At 71.1% G+C, this 20,883-nt stretch carries 17 protein-coding genes; 9 read left to right on the top strand and 8 right to left on the bottom strand.

Annotated features, from left to right (window positions below; genetic code table 11):
* Positions 1–29: 29 nt before the first annotated feature.
* Together ACIBEI_RS30155 and ACIBEI_RS30150 are read right to left on the bottom strand one after the other, a co-directional pair.
* On the bottom strand, positions 30–1,118 hold the full coding sequence (locus tag ACIBEI_RS30155; protein ID WP_398893384.1) for a branched-chain amino acid aminotransferase: 1,089 nt from the start codon (positions 1,116–1,118) through the stop codon (positions 30–32).
* Between the two features lie 285 nt (positions 1,119–1,403).
* Positions 1,404–2,447, bottom strand: coding sequence for a 3-isopropylmalate dehydrogenase (locus ACIBEI_RS30150; RefSeq protein ID WP_398893383.1), 1,044 nt, complete (start codon positions 2,445–2,447; stop codon positions 1,404–1,406).
* 153 nt (positions 2,448–2,600) lie between these two features.
* On the opposite strand from ACIBEI_RS30150, the gene ACIBEI_RS30145 reads away from it, so the two are divergent.
* Positions 2,601–4,184, top strand: coding sequence for a purple acid phosphatase family protein (locus tag ACIBEI_RS30145; RefSeq protein ID WP_398893382.1), 1,584 nt, complete (start codon positions 2,601–2,603; stop codon positions 4,182–4,184).
* A gap of 84 nt (positions 4,185–4,268) precedes the next feature.
* Here the strand turns inward: ACIBEI_RS30145 and ACIBEI_RS30140 are convergent, their stop codons facing one another.
* Together ACIBEI_RS30140 and ACIBEI_RS30135 are read right to left on the bottom strand one after the other, a co-directional pair.
* Positions 4,269–4,397, bottom strand: coding sequence for a hypothetical protein (locus ACIBEI_RS30140; RefSeq protein ID WP_260695433.1), 129 nt, complete (start codon positions 4,395–4,397; stop codon positions 4,269–4,271).
* A gap of 320 nt (positions 4,398–4,717) precedes the next feature.
* Positions 4,718–5,257: a GNAT family N-acetyltransferase gene (locus tag ACIBEI_RS30135; RefSeq protein ID WP_398893381.1), complete on the bottom strand. Its 540-nt coding sequence runs from the start codon at positions 5,255–5,257 to the stop codon at positions 4,718–4,720.
* A 129-nt stretch (positions 5,258–5,386) separates the two neighbouring features.
* Between ACIBEI_RS30135 and ACIBEI_RS30130 the strand changes: the two genes are divergently transcribed.
* Positions 5,387–6,334: an NADP-dependent oxidoreductase gene (locus tag ACIBEI_RS30130; RefSeq protein ID WP_398893380.1), complete on the top strand. Its 948-nt coding sequence runs from the start codon at positions 5,387–5,389 to the stop codon at positions 6,332–6,334.
* 244 nt (positions 6,335–6,578) lie between these two features.
* On the opposite strand, the gene pruA is transcribed toward ACIBEI_RS30130, so the two are convergent.
* Positions 6,579–8,210 (bottom strand): L-glutamate gamma-semialdehyde dehydrogenase, encoded by a 1,632-nt coding sequence (gene pruA, locus ACIBEI_RS30125; protein WP_398893379.1) that lies wholly within the window; start codon positions 8,208–8,210, stop codon positions 6,579–6,581.
* Between the two features lie 101 nt (positions 8,211–8,311).
* Positions 8,312–9,238, bottom strand: coding sequence for a proline dehydrogenase family protein (locus tag ACIBEI_RS30120; protein ID WP_398893378.1), 927 nt, complete (start codon positions 9,236–9,238; stop codon positions 8,312–8,314).
* Between the two features lie 174 nt (positions 9,239–9,412).
* Here ACIBEI_RS30120 and ACIBEI_RS30115 point away from each other — a divergent pair, with 174 nt between their 5' ends.
* A complete protein-coding gene (locus ACIBEI_RS30115; RefSeq protein ID WP_398893377.1) occupies positions 9,413–10,963 on the top strand; it encodes a PucR family transcriptional regulator in 1,551 nt (516 codons plus the stop codon).
* Between the two features lie 57 nt (positions 10,964–11,020).
* On the opposite strand, the gene ACIBEI_RS30110 is transcribed toward ACIBEI_RS30115, so the two are convergent.
* Positions 11,021–12,607: an FAD-dependent monooxygenase gene (locus ACIBEI_RS30110; protein WP_398893376.1), complete on the bottom strand. Its 1,587-nt coding sequence runs from the start codon at positions 12,605–12,607 to the stop codon at positions 11,021–11,023.
* 116 nt (positions 12,608–12,723) lie between these two features.
* Here ACIBEI_RS30110 and ACIBEI_RS30105 point away from each other — a divergent pair, with 116 nt between their 5' ends.
* From ACIBEI_RS30105 to ACIBEI_RS30085, 5 genes are all read left to right on the top strand, one after another.
* Positions 12,724–13,395: an HAD family hydrolase gene (locus tag ACIBEI_RS30105; protein WP_398893375.1), complete on the top strand. Its 672-nt coding sequence runs from the start codon at positions 12,724–12,726 to the stop codon at positions 13,393–13,395.
* Between the two features lie 67 nt (positions 13,396–13,462).
* Positions 13,463–14,968, top strand: coding sequence for an ABC transporter substrate-binding protein (locus tag ACIBEI_RS30100; RefSeq protein WP_398893374.1), 1,506 nt, complete (start codon positions 13,463–13,465; stop codon positions 14,966–14,968).
* A gap of 5 nt (positions 14,969–14,973) precedes the next feature.
* The gene (locus ACIBEI_RS30095) at positions 14,974–16,797 is read left to right on the top strand and encodes an ABC transporter permease subunit (RefSeq protein WP_398893373.1); all 1,824 of its coding nucleotides are present in this window, start codon (positions 14,974–14,976) and stop codon (positions 16,795–16,797) included.
* Complete coding sequence (locus ACIBEI_RS30090; protein ID WP_398893372.1) at positions 16,794–17,828, top strand: ABC transporter ATP-binding protein; 1,035 nt, start codon at positions 16,794–16,796, stop codon at positions 17,826–17,828. The genes ACIBEI_RS30095 and ACIBEI_RS30090 overlap by 4 nt, the downstream gene beginning before the upstream one ends.
* Entirely contained in the window at positions 17,825–18,571 is a 747-nt protein-coding gene (locus ACIBEI_RS30085) for an ATP-binding cassette domain-containing protein (protein WP_398893371.1), read from the top strand. Before ACIBEI_RS30090 ends, ACIBEI_RS30085 begins: the two co-directional genes overlap by 4 nt.
* Here the strand turns inward: ACIBEI_RS30085 and ACIBEI_RS30080 are convergent.
* The gene (locus tag ACIBEI_RS30080) at positions 18,492–19,109 is read right to left on the bottom strand and encodes a TetR/AcrR family transcriptional regulator (protein ID WP_398893370.1); all 618 of its coding nucleotides are present in this window, start codon (positions 19,107–19,109) and stop codon (positions 18,492–18,494) included. The genes ACIBEI_RS30085 and ACIBEI_RS30080 overlap by 80 nt on opposite strands.
* A gap of 123 nt (positions 19,110–19,232) precedes the next feature.
* On the opposite strand from ACIBEI_RS30080, the gene ACIBEI_RS30075 reads away from it, so the two are divergent.
* Positions 19,233–20,780, top strand: a complete 1,548-nt coding sequence (locus tag ACIBEI_RS30075) for an MFS transporter (RefSeq protein ID WP_398893369.1) — start codon at positions 19,233–19,235, stop codon at positions 20,778–20,780.
* Positions 20,781–20,883: the final 103 nt, after the last annotated feature.

Genomic DNA, 20,883 nt, shown 5'->3' with positions numbered 1-20,883 from the left:
TATCGCAACGTAACCGCCGAGCCGGAGCCTCAGCCCAGGTTGTGCATCCAGCCGTGCTGGTCCTTCGTCACGCCCCGCTGGATGTCGAGGAGGGCCTGGCGGAGCTTGAGGGTGACCTCGCCGGGCTCGCCGCCGGACTGCTGCCACTCGGCGCTGGAGCGCTTCACGGTGCCGACGGGGGTGATGACGGCCGCCGTGCCGCAGGCGAAGACCTCGGTCAGGGTGCCGTTCTCGGCGTCGCGCTGCCACTGGTCGATGGAGACGCGGGCCTCCTCGGACTCGTAGCCGAGGTCACGGGCGACCGAGAGGAGCGAGTCGCGGGTGACGCCCTCCAGGATGGAGCCGGTGAGAGTGGGGGTCACGATCTTGTCCCCGTACACGAAGTACAGGTTCATGCCGCCCAGTTCCTCGACCCACGTGTGCTCGACGGCGTCGAGGTAGCAGACCTGGTCGCAGCCCTTCGAGGCCGCCTCGGCCTGGGCGAGCAGGGACGCGGCGTAGTTGCCGCCGGTCTTGGCGTCGCCCATGCCGCCGGGGACGGCGCGCACACGGTCCTCGGAGAGCCAGATCGAGACGGGCTTCACGCCGCCCGGGAAGTACGCGCCGGCCGGGGACGCGATGACCAGGAAGAGGTACTCGTTGGCGGGCTTCACGCCCAGGCCGACCTCGCTCGCGATCATGAACGGGCGCAGGTAGAGCGACTCCTCGCCGCCGTGCGCGGGCACCCATCCTTTGTCCTGCTGGACCAGCGCGTCGCACGCCTCGATGAACGTCTCGACGGGCAGCTCGGGCATCGCCAGGCGACGGGCGGAGGACTGGAAGCGCAGGGCGTTGCGATCCGGGCGGAAGGTGGCGACGGAGCCGTCGGGCTGCCGGTAGGCCTTCAGACCCTCGAAGATCTCCTGCGCGTAGTGCAGGACGTTGGTCGCCGGGTCCAGGGAGAGCGGTCCGTACGGCGTGAGCTGGCCGTCGTGCCAGCCGCGGCCCTCGGTCCACTTGATCGTCACCATGTGGTCGGTGAAGTGGCGGCCGAAGCCGGGGTTGGCGAGGATGGCCTCGCGCTCCGCGCCGGAAAGTGGCGAGGCCGAGGGCTTGAGCTCGATCGTGGGCGTCGTCATGAGTAGATGTCCTTCACCGGTTTCGTGTGTGACGGGCCGCGCTCACGCCTGTACCTGCCAGTGGCCGGTGTTAGGACGTCCGAGCATTCCCTCATTCCGCGGCTCCGCGTTCGATTATCGCGCGTGCGGGGCCATGGACGAAAAGGGCGTGAATGCGACCCAGAGGATGATGGTGACACCCGGCGGGGACATAGAAAAGCCGCCGGGTGTTTGAGAGACCCGGCGGCTTCGAGAGTTTCGAGTGGCGCTGGGGGTCCCCCCGCGCCTTAAAGCTGTGGGGGAGGGTCAGCCGGCTACTCGTACGGCGAGCGCGTCGCCGATTTCCTCGGTGCTGCGGGCGGGCTTGCCGACGCGCTCCGCGAGGTCGGCGGAGACGGCGTCCTCGATGCGCGCGGACTCGGACTCGTGGCCGAGGTGGCGCAGCAGGAGGGCGACGGACAGGACGGTGGCGCTGGGGTCGGCCTTGCCCTGGCCGGCGATGTCCGGGGCCGAGCCGTGGACGGGCTCGAACATGGACGGGAACTCGCCGCTCGGGTTGATGTTTCCGGAGGCGGCGACGCCGATGCCACCGGAGACGGCCGCGGCGAGGTCGGTGATGATGTCGCCGAAGAGGTTGTCGGTGACGATCACGTCGAAGCGGGCGGGGTCCGTGACGAGGTAGATCGTCGCGGCGTCCACGTGGATGTAGTCCGTGGTGACCTCGGGGAACTCCTCGGCCACCTTGTTGAAGACGTTCGTCCACAGGTGACCCGCGAAGGTCAGCACGTTGTTCTTGTGGACCAGCGTGAGCTTCTTGCGCGGGCGGGCCTGGGCGCGGGCGAAGGCGTCACGGACGACGCGCTCCACACCGAAGGCCGTGTTCACGGAGACCTCGGTGGCGACCTCGTGCTCGGTGCCCTTGCGGATCGTGCCGCCGTTGCCCGTGTACGGGCCCTCTGTGCCCTCGCGGACCACGACGAAGTCGATCTCCGGCTGGCCGGCGAGCGGGGTGGCGACACCCGGAAGGAGCTTCGACGGACGCAGGTTGACGTGGTGGTCGAAGGCGAAGCGGAGCTTGAGCAGGAAACCGCGCTCCAGCACACCGGACGGCACGCTCGGGTCGCCGATCGCGCCGAGCAGGATGGCGTCGTGCTTCTTCAGGGCGTCCAGATCGGCCTCGGTGAGGGTCTCACCGGTCGCGTGGTAACGCTTGGCGCCGAAGTCGAACTCCTTGGTCTCCAGCTTCACATCCTGCGGGAGGACGGCCGAGAGGACCTTCAGGCCTTGGGCCACGACTTCCTGACCGATGCCGTCACCGGGGATCACTGCGAGATTGAGGCTGCGAGACATGTCGGCACCCTACTCCTCGTCCCACGGGATGACATGGGGAGTCCGCGATACGGACACCAGCGGGCGACCACCGGGTGGCCGCGCATCAATCTGTCGGCTCCCGTTCACCCATACGTATGGCGGTTGTTGGGACACGCTGGGAAGTTCCTCACCATGGACACTCCCGACGTCGGCATCCCGCCGCAGCTCGCACGCCGGATGAGCATGGCGGAGCAGTACGAGTACCTGCGGACGAAGTACTCGCGGCGCCGCGCCCTGGTGACCGCGGGCGCGGTGGCCGGCGGGCTGCTGACCGGCTGCTCCGGCTCGGGCTCCGGCACGGACACGGCGAGCCGGACGGCCTCGCCCCTGTCCGCCACGTCCACGCCCACCGGCACAGGGCGGGTGAACGGCTCGGTCGTCGCCCCCTTCGGCCGCCACCTCGCCTTCGGCGCGGACCCCAAGACCCAGATGCGGATCTCGTGGCAGGTGCCGCTCCCGGTCAGGAAGCCGTACGTGCGTGTGGGGCTGAAGCCGTGGGAGCTGAGCCGGAAGATCGAGGCCGAGGTCCGCGACCTGCACACCCCCGAGGTGGAGGGGCAGCGGCTCGCGGTGGAGCAGTACTACCTGCACGCGGCGCTCGACGGCCTGCGCCCCGGCACGACGTACTACTACGGCGTCGGTCACGAGGGCTTCGACCCGGCGTCCAAGGAGCGGCATTCCACGGTCGGTTCGTTCACCACGGCGCCCGCCCGCCCCGAGACATTCGTGTTCACCGCGTTCGGCGACCAGGGCGTCACCCCGGACGCGCTCGCGAACGACCGGCTGATCCTCGGCCGGGAACCGTCGTTCCATCTGCACGCGGGGGACATCTGCTACGCCGACGACACTGGACACGGCAAGAAGTCGGACTACTACTCCCCCACCACCTGGGACCTGTTCCTCAAGCAGACCGAGCCGGTGGCCAGGTCCGTCCCGTGGATGGTGACGACCGGGAACCACGACATGGAGGCCTGGTACTCCCCGAACGGCTACGGCGGGCAGTCCGCGCGCTGGGCCCTCCCGGACAACGGCTTCGACGCGAAGAACTCCCCGGGCGTCTACTCGTTCACGTACGGCAATGTCGGGGTGGTGGCGCTGGACGCGAACGACGTGTCGTACGAGATCCCCGCCAATAAGGGCTACTCGGACGGTAGGCAGACCGCCTGGCTCGACACTCGGCTCGGTGAACTGCGGCGGCAGGTCGACTTCATCGTGGTCTTCTTCCACCACTGCACGTACTCGACGTCGACCCACGCCTCGGACGGCGGGGTGCGCGACGCCTGGCTGCCGCTGTTCACCAAGCACCAGGTGGACCTGGTGATCAACGGGCACAACCACGTCTACGAGCGGACCGACGCCATCAAGGGCGGCAAGGTGGGCAGGCGGGTGCCCGTCGGCGCGTCGACCGATCCGACGCGGGACGGGATCGTGTACGTCACGGCGGGCGGCGCGGGCAAGAGCCTCTACCACTTCCCCGCCGGGGTGAAGGACAGCTACGAGGGGAAGATCGCCGACCGCGAGTCCGTCAAGACGTACCACTGGACGAAGTCGCGGGACCAGAACCCCGACACCGTGGAGTGGTCGAGGGTGCGGTACACCGGCTACTCCTTCCTCTCCGTGGAGGCACAGGCGGGAGCGGCCCCGAAGCTCAAGGTGTCGGCGCTGGCGCAGAGCGGCGAGCGCATCGACTACTTCGAGGTGCGGCGCGGAGCGTGAGGCCCCGCGCCGCACCTCGTGCGGGCGCGGCTCCCGGCTTGTTCCGAAGAAGGCTGGCGTGTTTCCGAGAAGGCCGGACCGGGCTCAGTGCCCGGTCGAGCCGCCGTTGTCCCTGCGGTCGAGGGCGCGCTGGAGCGCGGCGGCGGCGTTCTTGCGGTCGGACTCGCTCGAACGGGAGACGTGACGGACTCGGCGGGCGGTCGTCTCGGCCATGATGAATCGACTCCTTGCCTCCGGCAGCGGCCGCCGGAAGTGCGATGAGGGATTACGAGACGCCGGGTGGGGCGGGGAGCGGTGCCGCAGGGGTTGCCTGCCAGGGCTCCGGCTCACGACCGCCATTCGCTTGGTCTAGCGAGACGTTCGGCTCCTACAAAGCTAAGTGAGGACCGCGCATCTGTCTCCACAGTTAGTCGGACTTCCTACTATCTGAGACGGCGGATTGGGTCACACCGCGCTGACCTGCGCTTTCTGCATTGCCCCGCTGGAGGAGATCCCCAGAGGGCGTCTCTCAAGGACGTCTCTAGAGGACGTCTCTAGAGGACGTCGCCGTCGCGCCAGTCGAAGACCAGGCCGTGGGACGGGTCGAGGGGGCCGGCGGAGGCGGGGCGGACGAACGTGGTGCCCTCCTCGTCGGGGAGGTGTACGACGCCGTCCGGGCCGAGGGCGGAGATCCGGCCCGGCCAGACCTGCCAGCCGCGGGTGGCGTAGAGGGCGGCGCCCTCGTCGCTGGCGGAGAGCGCTCCGAGGGCGTACGCGCGGTCGACGACCCCTTCCAGGGCGGCCATGATCTGCCCGCCGAGGCCGGTCCGGCGTACGTCCGCGCGGACGGCGACCGCCTCGACGTACCCCGTGCGCAGGGAGCGGCCGCGGTGCAGCACCCTGCGCATGACCACCGAGCCGTGGGCGGCGAGTCCGGTCCCGTCGTGCGCGAGGGCGTGCATCCCGCCGAGCCCGTGGTCCCAGTCCTCGTCGGAGAAGTCCCCCTCGAACGCGTCGTCCAGGAGGGTGCGGACGGCGCGGAGTTCGGCGGGGGTGAGGTCCGCCGTGTGGGCGGTGCGCAGCCGGATGGTCATCGCCCCAGTATTCGTCCTGATTCCGCCGAGCCCGCTGATTCCGCTGATTCCGCGGGCTGCGGAAGCCGGGCCGCGGGAGCACGATGGGGGCCGAGCGGTCCGTGAATCCGGCTTCGGGAGGGAGACCCGATGACCACCGCACCTCCGCGTACGCGTGTGATCACCCAGCACCGCTTCGGCGGGCCCGAGGTTCTGGAGATCGAGGAACGGGAGCGGCCCGTCGCCGGTCCGGGGGAGGTTCTGCTGCGGGTGCGCGCGGCGGGTGTCAACGCCGTCGACCGGCTGGTGCGTTCGGGTGCCGCGCCGCTCTTCGGCGAACCGCCTTTCGTCCTCGGCAACGACGTCTCCGGGGTGGTGGAGGCGACCGGGTCGGGCGTCACCGGGTTCCGGCCCGGCGACGAGGTCTTCGGCAAGGTCCTGGGCGGCGGGTACGCGGAATACGTGGCGGCCCCCGCCGACCGGTTCGCGGCGAAGCCGTCGACCCTGGACCACGTCCACGCGGCGGGCGCCCCCACCGCGACCCTCACCGCCTGGCAGGCCCTGGTCGACCTCGCCCAAGTGGGCCCGGGCACGCGGGTGCTGGTCCATGCGGCAGGGGGCGGGGTCGGTCACGCGGCGGTGCAGATCGCCAAGGCGGAGGGCGCGTACGTCGTCGGTACGGCCCGCGCCGACAAGCACGAGTTCCTGCGCGACCTGGGCGTGGACGAGCCGGTCGACCACACGGCCACGGACTTCTCCACGGCCGTACGGGACATGGACGTCGCCCTCGACCTGATCGGCGGCGACTACGGTCCGCGCACCCTCAACAACCTGCGCCCGGGAGGCCTGTTGCTCTCCGCCGTCCCCGGAGACACGGGCCTGTCGGCCGAGGACGTCGAGGCGCGCGGGATGCGTTTCGCGGTCGTGCGGGTGGAACCGTCCGGCATGCGTCTGGCGAAGATCGCCTCACTGCTGGCGGGCGGCCGGGTACGGATCCACGTGGACGCGGTCCTGCCGTTCGCGGAGGCGGCGAAGGCCCATGAACTCGGGGAGGCGGGACACACCAAGGGCAAGATCGTCCTCAGTCTCCCGGAGTGATCCTCACACCGCCCCGAGCGACCCTTCATTGCTCAATGACGCATCGGCAATCCGACGTCTGATGCCGTCAGCACACCGCCCCCGGCCCGGAGGGGATGCTTCCGGGGCGGGGGCGGTTCAGTGAGACGCCGGCCCGTGTACGGGGACGCCTCGGCTCGTGGGCGCGTACGGGACCAAGCCCATGCGTGGGTACGGGACCAAGCCCATGCGCGGGTACGGGCTCAGCCCATGCGCGGGTACGGGCTCAGCCCATGTGCGGGTACGGGTAGTCGGTCGGCGGGACCAGGGTCTCCTTGATGGCGCGGGTCAGGGTCCAGCGCATCAGGTTCTGCGGGTCGCCCGCCTTGTCGTTGGTGCCGGACGCGCGGCCGCCGCCGAAGGGCTGCTGGCCGACGACGGCGCCGGTCGACTTGTCGTTGATGTAGAAGTTGCCCGCGGCGTAGCGGAGCTTCTCCATCGTGTACGCGGCGGCCGCGCGGTCACCCGCGATGACCGAGCCGGTGAGCGCGTAGTCGGACACGGACTCCATCTGGGCCAGCATCTCGTCGTACTGGTCGTCCTCATAGACATGCACCGCGAGGAACGGGCCGAAGTACTCCGTCGTGAAGACCTCGTTCGCCGGGTCCGTGCACTCGACGACGGTCGGGCGGACGAAGTAGCCGACGGAGTCGTCGTAGGTGCCGCCCGCGACGACCGTGCAGGACGGGTCGGCGTGCGCCCGGTCGATCGCCGCCTTGCTCTTGGCGAAGGAGCGCTCGTCGATGACGGCGCCGATGAAGTTCGACAGGTCGGTGACGTCACCCATTGTGATGCCGTCGATCTCGGCCGCGAACTCCTCCTTGAAGCCGGAGTTCCAGATGGAGGCCGGGACGTACGCGCGCGAGGAGGCGCTGCACTTCTGGCCCTGGTACTCGAAGGAGCCGCGGGTGAGAGCCGTCTTCAGGACCGCGGGATCGGCGCTCGGGTGGGCGACGACGAAGTCCTTGCCGCCGGTCTCGCCGACCATGCGCGGGTAGGTGCGGTACTTCTCGATGTTGTTGCCGACCGTCTTCCACAGGTACTGGAAGGTCTTGGTCGAGCCGGTGAAGTGGATGCCGGCGAGGTCGCGGTGCTCCAGGGCGACCTCGGAGACCGCGATGCCGTCGCCGGTGACGAGGTTGATGACGCCCTTGGGCAGTCCCGCCTCCTCCAGGAGCTGCATGAGCAGCACGGCCGCGTGGGTCTGCGTCGGCGACGGCTTCCACACGACCACGTTGCCCATCAGCGCGGGCGCGGTCGGCAGATTGCCCGCGATCGCCGTGAAGTTGAACGGCGTGATCGCGTAGACGAAGCCTTCGAGCGGACGGTGGTCGAGGCGGTTCCAGACGCCCGGCGAGTTGGCCGGCGGCTGCTCGGCGAGCAGGTCACGGGCGTACTTGACGTTGAAGCGCCAGAAGTCGACCAGCTCGCAGGGACAGTCGATCTCGGCCTGCTGGGCGGTCTTCGACTGGCCGAGCATCGTCGAGGCGGCGAGCGTCTCGCGCCAGGGGCCTGCCAGCAGCTCGGCGGCGCGCAGGATGATCGCGGCGCGGTCGTCGAAGGACATCGCGCGCCAGGCGGGCGCGGCGGCGAGGGCCGCGTCGATCGCGTCCTGGGCGTCCTGCTGGGTGGCGTTCGCGTACGTGCCGAGGCGGGCCTTGTGGTTGTGCGGCTGCACGACGTCGAAACGGTCGCCGCCGCCCATCCGCTTCTCGCCGCCGATGGTCATCGGCAGGTCGACCGGGTTCTCGGCCAGCTCCTTGAGCCTGGACTCCAGGCGGGCGCGCTCGGGAGAGCCGGGGGCATAGCCGTGCACCGGCTCGTTGACGGGGGTGGGGACCTGGGTGACGGCGTCCATGGCTTCCGTAACTCCTTAGTGAGCGGTGTTCTCGGGGCTCGAGCCCTGGTTCTCGGTTCTCGTTCTCAGCGTCTTGTGCCTTGTGCCTTGTGCCTTGTTTCTCAGCTCTTGGTGAGGGTCGAGCGTGCGAAGAAGAGGAGGTTGGCCGGCTTCTCGGCGAGGCGCCTCATGAAGTAGCCGTACCAGTCGGTGCCGTACGCGGTGTAGACGCGCATGCGGTGGCCTTCGGCGGCGAGCCGCAGATGCTCGTCGCTCCTGATCCCGTACAGCATCTGGAACTCGTACTCGTCGGGCTTGCGGCCGGCGCGCCGGGCCAGCTCCTGGGCGATGGAGATGAGGCGCGGGTCGTGGGACCCGATCATCGGGTACCCCTCGCCCTCCATCAGGATGCGCAGGATCCGCACGTACGCCTTGTCGGTCTCGGCCTTCTGCTGGTACGCGACCTCGGCGGGCTCCTTGTACGCGCCCTTCACGAGCCGTACGCGGCTGCCGCTGTCGGCGAGACGGCGGGCGTCGGCCTCGGTGCGGAAGAGGTAGGCCTGGATGACGCAGCCGGTCTGCGGGAAGTCCTTCCGCAGCTCCTCGTGGATGGCGAACATCGAGTCGAGGGTGGTGTGGTCCTCGGCGTCGAGCGTGACGGTCGTGCCGATGGCGGCGGCGGCCTCGACGACGGGGCGGACGTTGGCGAGGGCCAGCTCGTGACCGTCCTCCAGCGCCTGCCCGAACATGGACAGCTTGATCGACATCTCGGCCCGGGTCCCCAGCTCCAGCTCCTTGAGCCGGTCGACGAGCTGGAGGTAGGCGTCGCGGGCGGCGGCGGCCTGCTCGGGGTTGGTGATGTCCTCGCCGACGACGTCCATCGTCAGCTCCAGGCCCTTGGCCGCGAGGTCCTGAATGATCGGTACGACCTGGTCGACGGTCTCGCCGGGGATGAAGCGGTCGACGACCGGCCTGGTCACCGGGGCCGCCGAGATCAGACGACGCATCCGGTCGCTGCGCGACGCGGCGAGAATCACGGGACCCAGCACGGGGCACCTCCACAACAAGGCCGGCGGAAGGCCGTACCCACCACCGCCCGGCGGCGTTCCGGTACGACACGGAGAACCACCGTGAAACCTAAGGATCCCTCCGATCGTCGGCCATCGACAGCTGTCACGCATCCGTGCCCTGGATCTCAGACAGATGTATGAAGGCGCGGGGAAATGATGGAGAATGCCCGGGTGACATCAGATCCCAAGGGCGAATACCAGGAGCTGGTGGACGAGATCTCGGAGCTCCTCGGCGCCCCCGCGACGCTGGAGAACCGCGACTTCGAGCTGATCGCCTTCGGCGCGTACGACAGCGAGGGCGAGCTGGACGCCTCCGCGCTGGACCCCGTACGCGCCCGCTCGATCCTCACGCGCCGCTCGACCTCGGCGGTCCGGACCTGGTTCGAGGGCTTCGGCATCGCGCGCGCCACGGCGCCGGTCCGTATCCCGCCCACGCCCGAGGCGGGCGTGTACCGGGGCCGCGTCTGTCTGCCCGTACGCCACCGGGGTGTGGTCCTCGGGTACGTGTGGCTGCTTGCGGACGATCCGGGTCCCACCGACCGACAGCTCTCCGCCGCGATGGAGGTCACCCCGCGCATCGGCGCCCTCCTGGCGGACGAGGCCCAGGCGGGCGCGGACCTCAGCCGTGAGCTGCGGGCGGTCCTCACCGCCGAGAGCGGCTGGCAGCGCGACATGGCACTGGCGGAACTCCATACGGAGCTGGGCGCCCGCGGCGAGGGCCTGCACACGATGGTCTGCGTGGCCCCTTGGCCCTCGTCCGACCCCGACGACGCTCCGTCGGTCCGCACCATCCCGTCCGCCACCGCCGTCTGCGCCCTCCCCTGGGGCCCCACCGCCCAGAGCCTTGCTCTCCTGGTCCGCCTCCGCTCACCGGAGGTCCTCACCCCGGCGACAACGGCGGCCGCCCGCCTGCTGGAGAGGGCGGAGGGGGTACGGGGATCAGCGCGCCCCCAGTCCTCCACGGCGGAGCACGGCCCTGCTGGGGCTCACCAGCAAACCGGCGGCGTCCAGGGCCGGGGCCCGACCCAGCCGCCGAACCCGAACCCGGGCCAGGGCCAGGCCCAGGGCCGGGACACCGGGTCGGAGCAGCAGCCTGGCCGGGCGGGCGAGGCGGAGGCCGCGCGGGCGGCCGAGGGGACAGCCGAGGGGACAGCCGAGGGGACAGCCGAGGGGACAAGGGGGGCCGGGCGGACGGCAGGGGGGCCGGGGGCAGCCGGACGGACGGCGGAGGGGGCCGCGGGAGCCGGCCGGGCGGGCGGACAGACCCCGGAACCGTACGGCCCCCGCCCCGGCCGTGTCGTGGCCGGGATCGCCGTCCCGCACTCCGGTCTCGCCGACCTCGGCACCGCCTGGCAGGAGGCGTCGGCCGCCGCCCGCGCGGCGCTGGCCGAGCCGCGGCTGGGCCCGGTCGCGCACTGGTCGTCCATCGGCCCGTACCGCCTGCTGACGACGTTGCCGCCGACCGCGTCCCACGACCCCGCCGTACGTCCGCTCCTGGCCCCCGCCCACCGCGAACTCGCCCACACCGCCGAGGTGTTCCTCGACTGCGCGGGCCAGGCCGGCCGCACCGCCGCCGAACTGGGCATCCACCGCCAGACCCTCTACTACCGCCTCTCGCGCGTAGAACAACTCACCGGCCTCGACCTGGACGACGGCGAGGACCGCCTGCTCCTGCACATGGGGCTGAAGGCGCGGCGGCTCTAGGAAGCAGCGCCTCTGGGCGGCCGGCGTTCGCAAGCGCGGTCCGACGCGCTCCCGTTGTCACCGACTCGATCGCGGAGAACCACCGATCGCGGTGAGCGCGCGGTGGAGGGCGGTGTCGCTCGGTGCGCGGTCGCGCCAGCGGGCACCGATGTGGCCGTCGGGCCGGACCAGCAGCGCCCCCTGAGGGCTGAGACCACAGAGATCGGCGTGCTCCTCGGGAAGGCGCTCGATGTGCAACGCCCCTGGCGCGGTGGCCTGTTGCTCCCAGACGGCGGGGTCCGGGGTGAGCAGGGTGAACCACTCGCCGAAGGCGTCGAGCGTGGAGCGGGTGGGCGTGAGCCAGAGGTGCGGCATGCGGTGGCCGGGCTCCGCGGTGGGGACGTACTCCGTGCCGTTGTCGGACGGTTCGGGCGGCGTGCTGCCGTCGGTGAGGACGGCGTCGGAGCGGTAGGCGACGCCGAGCACGAGACCGAGTTGGGCGAAGTACCGGTCGGACCAGGGCAGTTCGACCCGGGCCGGCGCCGCTTCGCCGGCCCGGAGCTGCTCGTGGCGCAGACTCTGCGCTTCGAACATGAGCTTGCTGTTGGCCACCGCCTGGCGGAGGGTCCGGTGGGCGACGGGCTGTCGTTCCGCCTCGTACGAGTCCAACAGGCTTGGCCCGGCCCACCCTTGGAGGACGCCCGCCAGCTTCCAGCACAGGTTGTGGACATCGGCGATGCCGGTGTTCATGCCCAGGCCGCCGACGATCGGGATCGCGTGCGCGGCATCTCCGGCCAGCAGGACCCTGCCGTGCCGGAAGCGCTCGGCGACGAACGCGTTCATCACCCAGTGCTGAACCCGCGACACATCGGCTCGTACTCCGGCGTCGGGGCCGAGTGCGCGCGAGACGAGGCCGGGCCAGTCGGCATCCTCGGCGTCCTCGGGTGTGGGGCCGAGCCAGGCCCAGCCTCCTTCGGGGTAGAGCGGGAGGAAGGATCCGTGCGCGGTGAAGTAGACCCCGGCGGGCTGGTCGGCGCACCAGCCGTCGAGGTCGGCGTCGAACACGACGGTGGTGACGGCCGCCAGCACTCCGGGGCCGGTGGTGCCGATCCCCAGCCGCTGCCGGACGGTTGAGTTCGCACCGTCGGCGGCGATTACGTAGCGGGCACGGACGCGGGTCTCCGCACCGCCTCGGTGGTCGGCGAGTACGGCGACGACGCTGTCGGCCTCCTCGGTGAGGCCGACGAGTTCGGCCCCGAACCTCAGCTCTGCGTCCGCCGCCGCGAGCAGGGCGGGTTCCAGCCGATCCTGCGAGCTGACGACGCCGGTCACGGGGCTCTCGGGGATCGGCGCGTTGATCCCGACCATCGCCGCTGTGGCGAAGTCGCGGTCGTGCAGGGTGTCCCGGAAGCGGATGCGGCCGTACTCCGGTGCGAAGGCGCCGGCCGTGATCCCGTCGGCGAGTCCGAGCCCGCGGTAGATCTCCATCGAGCGCACGTTGACCAGCCGGGACCGGGGAAAGGGGGACAGCTCGCCGTACTTCTCGACCAGCGACACCCGCACGCCCCACCGCTCCAGCAACGCGCGAGCAGTGAGCCCGACCGGCCCGCCACCGACGATCAGTACGTCCATCTCGGCGTCCACCTCGGCGTCCACCACGGACATGTCGAGCTCCTTCTGCTCACCCTGGACCTGTTGGATCCGGGGACCTGTTGGATCCGGGGGCCTTCGGATCTGGGATCTGGGGACCTGAGGATCAGACCCAAGAAATACTCCCGACCATGCCTCTCCTCATGATCGACCTCGACAACACCCTGGTCGACCGCGACGCCGCCTTCCGGGAGGCCGCGTCGGTCTTCCTCGACGAGAACGCGCTCCCTGTGGACGACCTCGCATGGCTGATGTCCGTCGACGCCGGCGGCTATACGCCGAGGGAGGACGTTGCCCGGGCCATGGCCGATCGGTACGGCGGGGCCCTCTCCGGGGCCGCTGTCCGGGACTTCCTCGACCGGGGCGCGGCCGATCGTGTCGTACTGGCGGGGGCCACTCGCGACGCGCTCGACCGAGCCGTCGGCGCCGGATGGACGTGTGTGATCGTCACCAACGGCCGTGTCGTGCAGCAGGAGGCGAAGATCCGGGGCACCGGGCTGGACGGGATCGTCCACGGATGGGTGATCTCCGAGGCTGTCGGGTGCAAGAAGCCCGCGCCGGAGATCTTCCGTGCGGCGGCGGCCGCCGTGGGGGCGTCCCTGCGCGGGGCCTGGGTGATCGGGGACTCGGCGCACGCCGACATCGGTGGCGCGAGGGGGCTCGACGGCGTCCGGAGCGTGTGGGTGTCGGGCGGGCGGCCGTGGACCGACGAGACGTTCCGGCCCACGCACATCACCGACGACGCCTCGTCCGCCCTCGACCACGTCGTCGTCGGGCACCGCGACAGCGAGAGTCATTACTGAAAACGATTATCATCATGCTACGGTCGGCGCACGTCTCCATTGACCATCCCTTTACCCGGAGTGCTCCGTGCGCCTGCCCGCCCGCCTTCTCCCCCTCTCCGCGATCACCGCGGCCGCCGCCCTGCTGCTCACCGGGTGCTTCTCGGAATCCGCCTCGGACGATTCCGCGGGCGGCTCCGCGGACGGCGACGGCGAGCGCGTACGCGTCGCGATGATGAACCCGCCGCGCTCCGGGCTGTCGCCGCTGTCCGACGACGCGTTCAAGTTGTCGCGCTGGTCGACCGCCGAGACGCTGGTGACCCTCGACACGGACGGCGACGCCGAGCCCGCCCTCGCCACCAAGTGGCAGCAGAACGGCCGGACCTGGACGTTCGGGATACGGGACGGCGTCACCTTCCACGACGGTACGAAGCTCACCGCCGAGTCCGTCGTCCGGTCGCTCACGAGGGCCGCGACCGCCTCGCCCAAGCCGCGCATCCTCGACGGCGTGGACCTGACGGTGAAGGCCGACGGCGACTCTGTCGCCGTCACCACCGACACCGAGGACCCGCTCGTCCCGCAGCGGTTGAGCTCGCCGCAGCTGTCGATCCTGGCCGCGAAGGCGTACCGCGGGAAGACCGTCAGCCCGGTCGGCGCGGGCACCGGCCCCTTCGAGCTGACGAAGGTGAACGGCACGTCGTCGGCGACCCTCGACCGCTACGACGACTACTGGGGCGGCACGGCCAAGTCCCCCGGTATCGATGTGAGGTTCGTACCCGACGGCACCGCCCGTGCGGCCACCCTGCGCAGCGGCGAGGCCGACGTCGTCGAGGCGATACCGGTGTCGCAGGCCGCGCTGCTCGACAAGGACCTGGTCACCGAGGTGCCGATGCCGCGCACCAACACCCTGTACCTGAACACTGCGAGCGGCCCCTTCAAGGACGCCTCCCTCAGGGCCGCCGCCCGCGAGGCCCTCGACGCCGAGTCGATCGTCAAGGGCGTGTACGAGGGCCGCGCGGACGTCGCGAAGGGCCTGCTGGGCCCGGCCCTCCCCTGGGCCGCCGACCTGCGGAAGCCCGTCGAGCGCGCCAAGTCCGGTGATCCGGACGGGAGGACGATCACGATCGGTACGTTCACCGACCGCGCCGAACTGCCCGAGGTCGCCCAGACGCTGCAACAGCAGCTCGAGCAGGCCGGGTTCAAGGTGAAGCTGGACGTGCGCGAGTACGCGAACATCGAATCCGACGCTCTGGCGGGCGAGTTCGACGCGTTCATCCTGTCCCGGGCGACCGTCCTCGACTCGGGTGACCCGGCCGCGTACCTCTATAGCGACTTCGGTTCGAAGGGTTCCTTCAACATCTCGCAGTTGTCCGACAAGAAGGTCGACGCGGCTCTGGAGAAGGCCGCCGGGACGAAGACCGGTGACGCGCGCCGCCGGGCCGTCATCGACGCGGAGGCGGCGGTGCTGGCCACCGACGCCGCGATCCCGATGCTGCACGAGCGCGTGATCCAGGGCGACGCGGCCGGTGTCGTGGACGTCGAGCACGACCCGCGCGAGCGGGCTCTGATCACCGCGGACACGTACGTCAAGTGACGCTCATGGCACGCCTGTTCACACCTGGCGGCCGGGCCGCGCTCACCCGGCTCGGCTGCCTCGCCGCGGTTCTCGCCGCCGTCGGACTGCTCCCCTGGCTCTCCGGCCGTGACCCCGCCCTCACCGTCCTGCGCGCCCGCTCGGCCGAACAGGAGGGCACACCGGAGGCCCTCGCCGCGATCCGCGCCGACCTCGGCCTGGACGCGGGTCCCCTTTCCCTGCTGGGGAGTTGGCTCTCCGGCCTGCCGCGCGGCGACCTCGGCACGTCCTGGGTGTCCGGCACCGACGTCCTGCCGTCGGTCGTCTCAGGACTCCAGGTGTCGCTCGCTCTGATGGGCGCGGCGCTGGGGGTCGCGCTCCTGGTGACCTGCGCGGTCGTCGCTCCGGTGCTCGTACGCGGCCGGGGGTCGGCCGGCGCGTTCGCCGCCATGCTCGCCGCGCTGCCCGAATTCCTGCTGGCCACGGTCGCGTTGCTGGTGTGCGGGGTATGGCTGGGCGCGCTGCCGACCTCCGGCTGGCAGGGCCCGCAGTACATGGTGCTGCCGGCCGTCGCACTCGGCGTTCCCGCTGGCGGACTGCTCGGCAGGCTGGTCGCGGACGCACTCCCGCCCGTCCTCGACGAGCGGTGGGTGGAGCTGTGGCGGGGCGCCGGAGTCAGCAGGGCGCGCATCTCGGCCGCCGCCCTGCGTCGCGTACTCCCGCCGCTGGTACCGCAGTTCGGGATGGTAGCCGTCGGACTGACCGGCGGGGCGGTCGCCGTGGAGACGGTGTTCGCGGTGCCGGGCATCGGACGTACGGCGCTGGGGGCGGCCAAGTCGCAGGACCTGCCGCTGCTTCAGGGGTCGGTCCTCGCCCTGCTCGCCCTCGGCCTCGTCACGGGCGCGGCGGCGGCCGTCGTACGGCGCCGACTGCTGGGGCCCGCCCTGCGCGACGCCGGGCTGACACTGCCCGCTGCCCGCCCGGTCCGCGCGCACCCGGCCGTCCCGCTGACGCTCGGAATCACGCTGCTGACCTGCGTCGGCTGGGGCCTGCTGCGCGACCCGTACACGGTGGACACGACCGCCCGTCTCCAGGCACCCTCCTGGGCGTACCCCCTCGGCACGGACGGACTCGGCCGCGACGTACTGGCGCGGCTCGGGCACGGTGCCGCGTCGACGATCGGCACGGCGACCGCGGTCTGTCTGTCCGGCCTCGTCCTCGCGCTCGCCCTCGGATTCCTGCCGGCCGTGGCGTCGGGCGCCTCGGACATCGCCAACGCCCTGCCGCCGGTGATCGCCGGAATCCTGGTCGCGGCCGTCGTGGGCCCGGGCACGGGCGGTGCCGCGCTCGCCGTGGCCCTGCTCTCCTGGCCCGCCCTGTCGTCGCACGCGGCGGCGCTGGTGCAGGAGGTCCGCGCGTCGACGTTCCTGTTGGCCCAACGCGCCATCGGGGCAAGCCCGTTGTGGATCCTCACCCGCCACGTCCTGCCCTCGGTGGCGGCCCCGGTCACCCGCCACGCCCTCCTGCGCCTCCCCGGCATCGCCCTGGCCCTGGCCTCCCTCGGCTTCCTCGGCCTCGGCGCCCAGCCGCCCGCACCTGAGTGGGGACTCCTCCTGGACGAGTCACGGGCCTACGTGGAACGCGCCCCGTGGGCGGCTCTGGCCCCGGCGGTCGCCCTGGCCCTGCTGGCGGGCCTCGCGGTGTCGTCGTCGGCGTACGCGGAGGGCGGCCGCAGCAGAACGGCCACGCCGCCCGGCTCCGGTTCCGACTCCGACTCCCACTCCGGCCCCCGCCCCTTCTCCCGTACGGCCCTCTCCGCACTCCGTCCCCGCAAGGAGCCGACCCGATGAACCCCGAAGTCCTCCTCTCTGTCCGGGACTTGCACATCTCATTCGGCGCGGTCGAAGCCGTGCGGGGCCTGTCCTTCGACGTACTCAAGGGTGAAGTCCTCGCCGTGGTGGGCGAGTCGGGCGCGGGCAAGTCCCTGACGGCCCGCGCACTGCTGGGCATGCCACCACAGGAGGCGACGGTGACGGGCAGCGTACGAACGGGACCGTACGAGCTGGTGGGCGCCCCTCGTTCCGTACGCGCCGCCCTCTGGGGCCGCCGACTCGCCCTGGTCCCGCAGGACGCACTCTCGGCCCTCTCCCCCGTGCACCGTGTCACCGACCAACTCGCCGCCGCCATACGGTCCGTGGACAGGGTCTCCCGCAAAGAGGCGCGGGCCCGGGCGGTGGCCGCGCTGGAGGAGGTGGGCATCCCCGCGGACCAGACGCGGGCCTACCCGCACGAGTTCTCGGGCGGCATGCGCCAACGGGCCGTCATCGCCATGGCGTTGCTCCACTCCCCCGCCCTCGTGATCGCCGACGAACCGACCACCGCCCAGGACCCGGAAACCCAGCGCCAACTCCTCGACCTCCTGACCCATCGCAGCCGGACCGCCGGCACGACGCTGGTCCTGATCACCCACGACCTCCCCATGGTCCGCGACCACGCCGACCGAGTACTGGTCATGTACGCGGGCCGCCTGGCCGAGGAGGGCCCGGTGGAGGAGGTGTTCACCCGTCCCTGGGCGCCGTACACGGCGGGCTTGCTGACGTCACTGCCCCAGTCCACGACGCCCCCTAAGGGGCGCGGGGAACTGCGCGCCCAGCCACAACGAACCCGCAGAGGACGACTCCCCTCAATCCCCGGCACCCCACCCAACCCCACCGCCCTCCCCCCAGGCTGCGCCTTCGCCCCCCGCTGCCCGCTCGCGGAAGCACCCCGCTGCCACACAGAACACCCCAAGCCCCAAACCCACGACAACCACACGGTCGCCTGCCACCGCAGTCACGAACTCCCCGACCACCCCGCCGAGTTGTTCCTGGAGTCCACGTGAGCCCCCTCCTGGACGTACGCGACCTGGTCGTCCGCCACGGCACCCGCACCACCGTGGACCACGTCTCCTTCGACATCGACCCCGGCGAGACCCTCGGCCTCATCGGCCCCTCGGGCTGCGGCAAGTCGTCCACGGCCATGGCCGTACTACAGCTGCGCCGCCCCACCGGCGGCGAAGTATGGTTCGACGGCCACGAGTTGACCTCGCTGAACGAGAAGCGGCTGCGTCCGCTCAGACCGGCGATGCAGCCCGTTTTCCAGGACCCGTACGGATCGCTCGGCCCCCGCCACCGCATCCGAGACGCCGTCGCGGAACCCCTGCGCGTACAGGGGTGTTGGGACCGGACCAGCGGCCCCGAGCGCGTGGCCCAGCTGCTGGAGCAGGTCGGCCTCGACCCGTCACTCGGTGACCGGCGTCCGCACGAACTCTCCGGCGGTCAGTGCCAACGCGCCGGAATCGCCCGTGCGTTGGCCTGTGAGCCGAAGCTCCTGGTGCTCGACGAACCGGTCTCCGCACTCGACCCGTCCCTGCGCGCCGGCATCCTCAACCTCCTGGCCGAGCTGCAGGAACGCCTCGGCCTCGGCTACCTGTTCATCTGCCACGACCTGGCACTCGTACGCCACTTCTGCGACCGCGTGGCGGAGATGCGCGAGGGCAGGATCGTCAGGACGACTCCGGCACCGCCCCCGTCGCCGAACCCTCCGCAGTCGCCCCCGCGATCACCCGTCGCAACCCCTCGGTGAGTTCCTCCGCACTGGCCGCGATCTCGGGGGCGAAGGTCCACTGCGCGATGAGCCCCATCATCAGGGTCATGTAGAACTTGCCCAGCGTGTCGACGTCCCTCTCCGGCACGTCCTCCTCCACCCCGCCCATCAGCAGCGGGATGATGCCGCGCGCCCCTTCGCGCTGGGCCTTGGCCAAGTGGTCGCGCACGCCGGGCATCTTGTCGCCCATGACCACGATCTCCATGCTGAGATGCCACACCGAACCGGGCCTCCGCATGGTCCCGACGACATTCGACCACACCTCCTGGAACCGCTCCAGGGACCCCGGCTCCGTGGTCGCCGTGGCGCTCCCGCCCGCGTCGAAGTCGTCGGACAGCCCCTCGACGATGGAGACGTAGGCCTCCGCGAGCAGCGCGTCCTTCGACCCGTAGTGGTAGCCGATCGACGCCAGGTTCGTCCCCGACTCCTTGACGATGTCGCGCGCCGTCGTGCGCGCGAAGCCCTTCTCCAGCAGGCAGCGCTTGGCGCCTTCGAGCAGATCCTCACGGTGTCCCATGCGGCTCAGCGTACCTCCGCGACAGACAAGCGTCCCAGACCGACGTTTGAGACGAACGTATTGGACGGCAGTTTTATACGTGCGTACTAGACAGACGTTTAATACGCCCGTACATTCCTCGGTATGACGAATCCCAGCGCGCCCGCCCCTGGCGCTCCCACCCGTGCCGGACGCCGCGAATGGACCGCACTCGGCGTCCTGATGCTGCCGCTGCTCCTGGTCTCCATGGATGTCTCGGTCCTCTACTTCGCGATCCCGCAGATCAGCGCGGACCTGGAGCCGACCGGCACCCAGCAGCTGTGGATCTTCGACATGTACGCGTTCGTGCTCGCCGGGCTGCTGATGACGATGGGCTCGCTCGGCGACCGCATCGGCCGCCGCAGGCTGCTCCTGGTCGGCGCCGCCGCCTTCGGCGCGGCCTCGCTGGTCGCGGCGTACGCCGACAGCGCCGAGACGCTGATCGCGGCCCGCGCGGTGCTCGGCATCGGCGGCGCGACGCTGATGCCGTCCACCCTGGCGATCGTCCGCACGCTCTTCACGGACCAGGCCCAGCGTTCCAAGGCGATCGGCCTGTGGTCCGGCGTGATGACGGCCGGCGTGGCGCTCGGCTCGGTCATGAGCGGCGTCCTCGTGGAGCACTTCTGGTGGGGCTCGGTCTTCCTGGTGAACCTGCCCGCGATGGTGCTCCTGCTGGTCCTCGGCCCGATCCTGCTCCCCGAGTCGAAGAACCCGTCGCCGGGCCGCTTCGACCTGCTGAGCGTGCCGCTGTCCATGGCCGCCGTCCTGCCGGTGATCTACGGCCTCAAGGAGATCCCCTCCGAGGGCTGGAACGTCCGCTACGTCCTGTCGGTGACCGTCGGCCTGCTCTTCGCCGCACTCTTCGTCCACCGCCAGCGCACGATCGAGTCGCCGATGATCCCGCCCTCGCTCTTCCGCGGTCGCGGCTTCGCACCGGCCGTCTCGCTGAACCTGCTGTCCTCGTTCGGGATGATGGGCTCGGCGCTCTTCACCACGCAGTACCTGCAGTCGGTGCTCGGCAAGAGTTCCATGGAGGCCGCGCTGTGGGGCCTGCTGCCCACCGTGCTCGTCGGCGTGGCCGCACCGGTCGCCGCACAGCTGGTCCAGCGGGGAGTCAACCGGGCGTACGTCGTCTCCGGCGGCTTCGTCCTCGCGGCCTGCGGTTACGGGATGCTGACGGCGGCCGGCACGGATTCGCTGTGGCTGGTCCTCGCCGGGGCCGGAGTGATCGCCGCCGGGATCGTCACCGTGATGTCCCAGATGATGGACCTGGCGCTGGGCACCGTACCGGTGGAGAAGGCGGGCACCGCGTCCTCGGTCCTGGAGACCGGCGCGGAGTTCGGCGGCGCGCTGGGCATGGCGCTCCTCGGTTCCATCGGCACCGCGGTGTACCGCCATGACATCCCGGACGCGGCTCCCGCCGCGGCCCACGAAACGCTCGGCGCGGCCCTCGCCGTGGGCCAGCAACTCCCGGGCCGCGCGGGCGACGCCCTGGTGAGCGCGGCCCGCGAGGCCTTCACCAGCGGAATGCACGCAGCGGCGATCGCGGGCGCGCTGCTCCTGCTGGGTGGGGCGGCACTGGCGGCGGTGACCCTGCGCCGGGTCCGCGTCCGGGAGACGGAGTCCGTCGAGCCGGAGAAGGTCTGCGTCTGACCAACAGGTTTCGCCCCCGCCGCCCCTACCCTCCCCCACTCTCGGCTTCGCTCGAGCGGGGGGACCCCCATCGTCCCTGACTCAGGGGCTCCGCCCCCGAACC

The organism is Streptomyces sp. NPDC050988 (assembly GCF_044456225.1).
Classification (GTDB): domain Bacteria; phylum Actinomycetota; class Actinomycetes; order Streptomycetales; family Streptomycetaceae; genus Streptomyces.
The sequence above is the reverse complement of the archived record's forward strand: the minus strand, read 5'-3'. Positions and strand labels throughout refer to the sequence as shown.

What these genes read in the sequence shown, in the direction of transcription:
- ACIBEI_RS30145 (WP_398893382.1), top strand. Translation starts at nt 2,601, where the DNA reads ATGGACACTCCCGACGTCGGCATCCCGCCGCAGCTCGCACGCCGGATG.
- ACIBEI_RS30080 (WP_398893370.1), bottom strand. Translation starts at nt 19,109, where the DNA reads ATGGGACACCGTGAGGATCTGCTCGAAGGCGCCAAGCGCTGCCTGCTG.
- ACIBEI_RS30135 (WP_398893381.1), bottom strand. Translation starts at nt 5,257, where the DNA reads ATGACCATCCGGCTGCGCACCGCCCACACGGCGGACCTCACCCCCGCC.
- ACIBEI_RS30150 (WP_398893383.1), bottom strand. Translation starts at nt 2,447, where the DNA reads ATGTCTCGCAGCCTCAATCTCGCAGTGATCCCCGGTGACGGCATCGGT.
- ACIBEI_RS30075 (WP_398893369.1), top strand. Translation starts at nt 19,233, where the DNA reads ATGACGAATCCCAGCGCGCCCGCCCCTGGCGCTCCCACCCGTGCCGGA.
- ACIBEI_RS30095 (WP_398893373.1), top strand. Translation starts at nt 14,974, where the DNA reads ATGGCACGCCTGTTCACACCTGGCGGCCGGGCCGCGCTCACCCGGCTC.
- ACIBEI_RS30090 (WP_398893372.1), top strand. Translation starts at nt 16,794, where the DNA reads ATGAACCCCGAAGTCCTCCTCTCTGTCCGGGACTTGCACATCTCATTC.
- ACIBEI_RS30115 (WP_398893377.1), top strand. Translation starts at nt 9,413, where the DNA reads ATGATGGAGAATGCCCGGGTGACATCAGATCCCAAGGGCGAATACCAG.
- ACIBEI_RS30140 (WP_260695433.1), bottom strand. Translation starts at nt 4,397, where the DNA reads ATGGCCGAGACGACCGCCCGCCGAGTCCGTCACGTCTCCCGTTCGAGC.
- pruA (WP_398893379.1), bottom strand. Translation starts at nt 8,210, where the DNA reads ATGGACGCCGTCACCCAGGTCCCCACCCCCGTCAACGAGCCGGTGCAC.
- ACIBEI_RS30105 (WP_398893375.1), top strand. Translation starts at nt 12,724, where the DNA reads ATGCCTCTCCTCATGATCGACCTCGACAACACCCTGGTCGACCGCGAC.
- ACIBEI_RS30130 (WP_398893380.1), top strand. Translation starts at nt 5,387, where the DNA reads ATGACCACCGCACCTCCGCGTACGCGTGTGATCACCCAGCACCGCTTC.
- ACIBEI_RS30155 (WP_398893384.1), bottom strand. Translation starts at nt 1,118, where the DNA reads ATGACGACGCCCACGATCGAGCTCAAGCCCTCGGCCTCGCCACTTTCC.
- ACIBEI_RS30110 (WP_398893376.1), bottom strand. Translation starts at nt 12,607, where the DNA reads ATGTCCGTGGTGGACGCCGAGGTGGACGCCGAGATGGACGTACTGATC.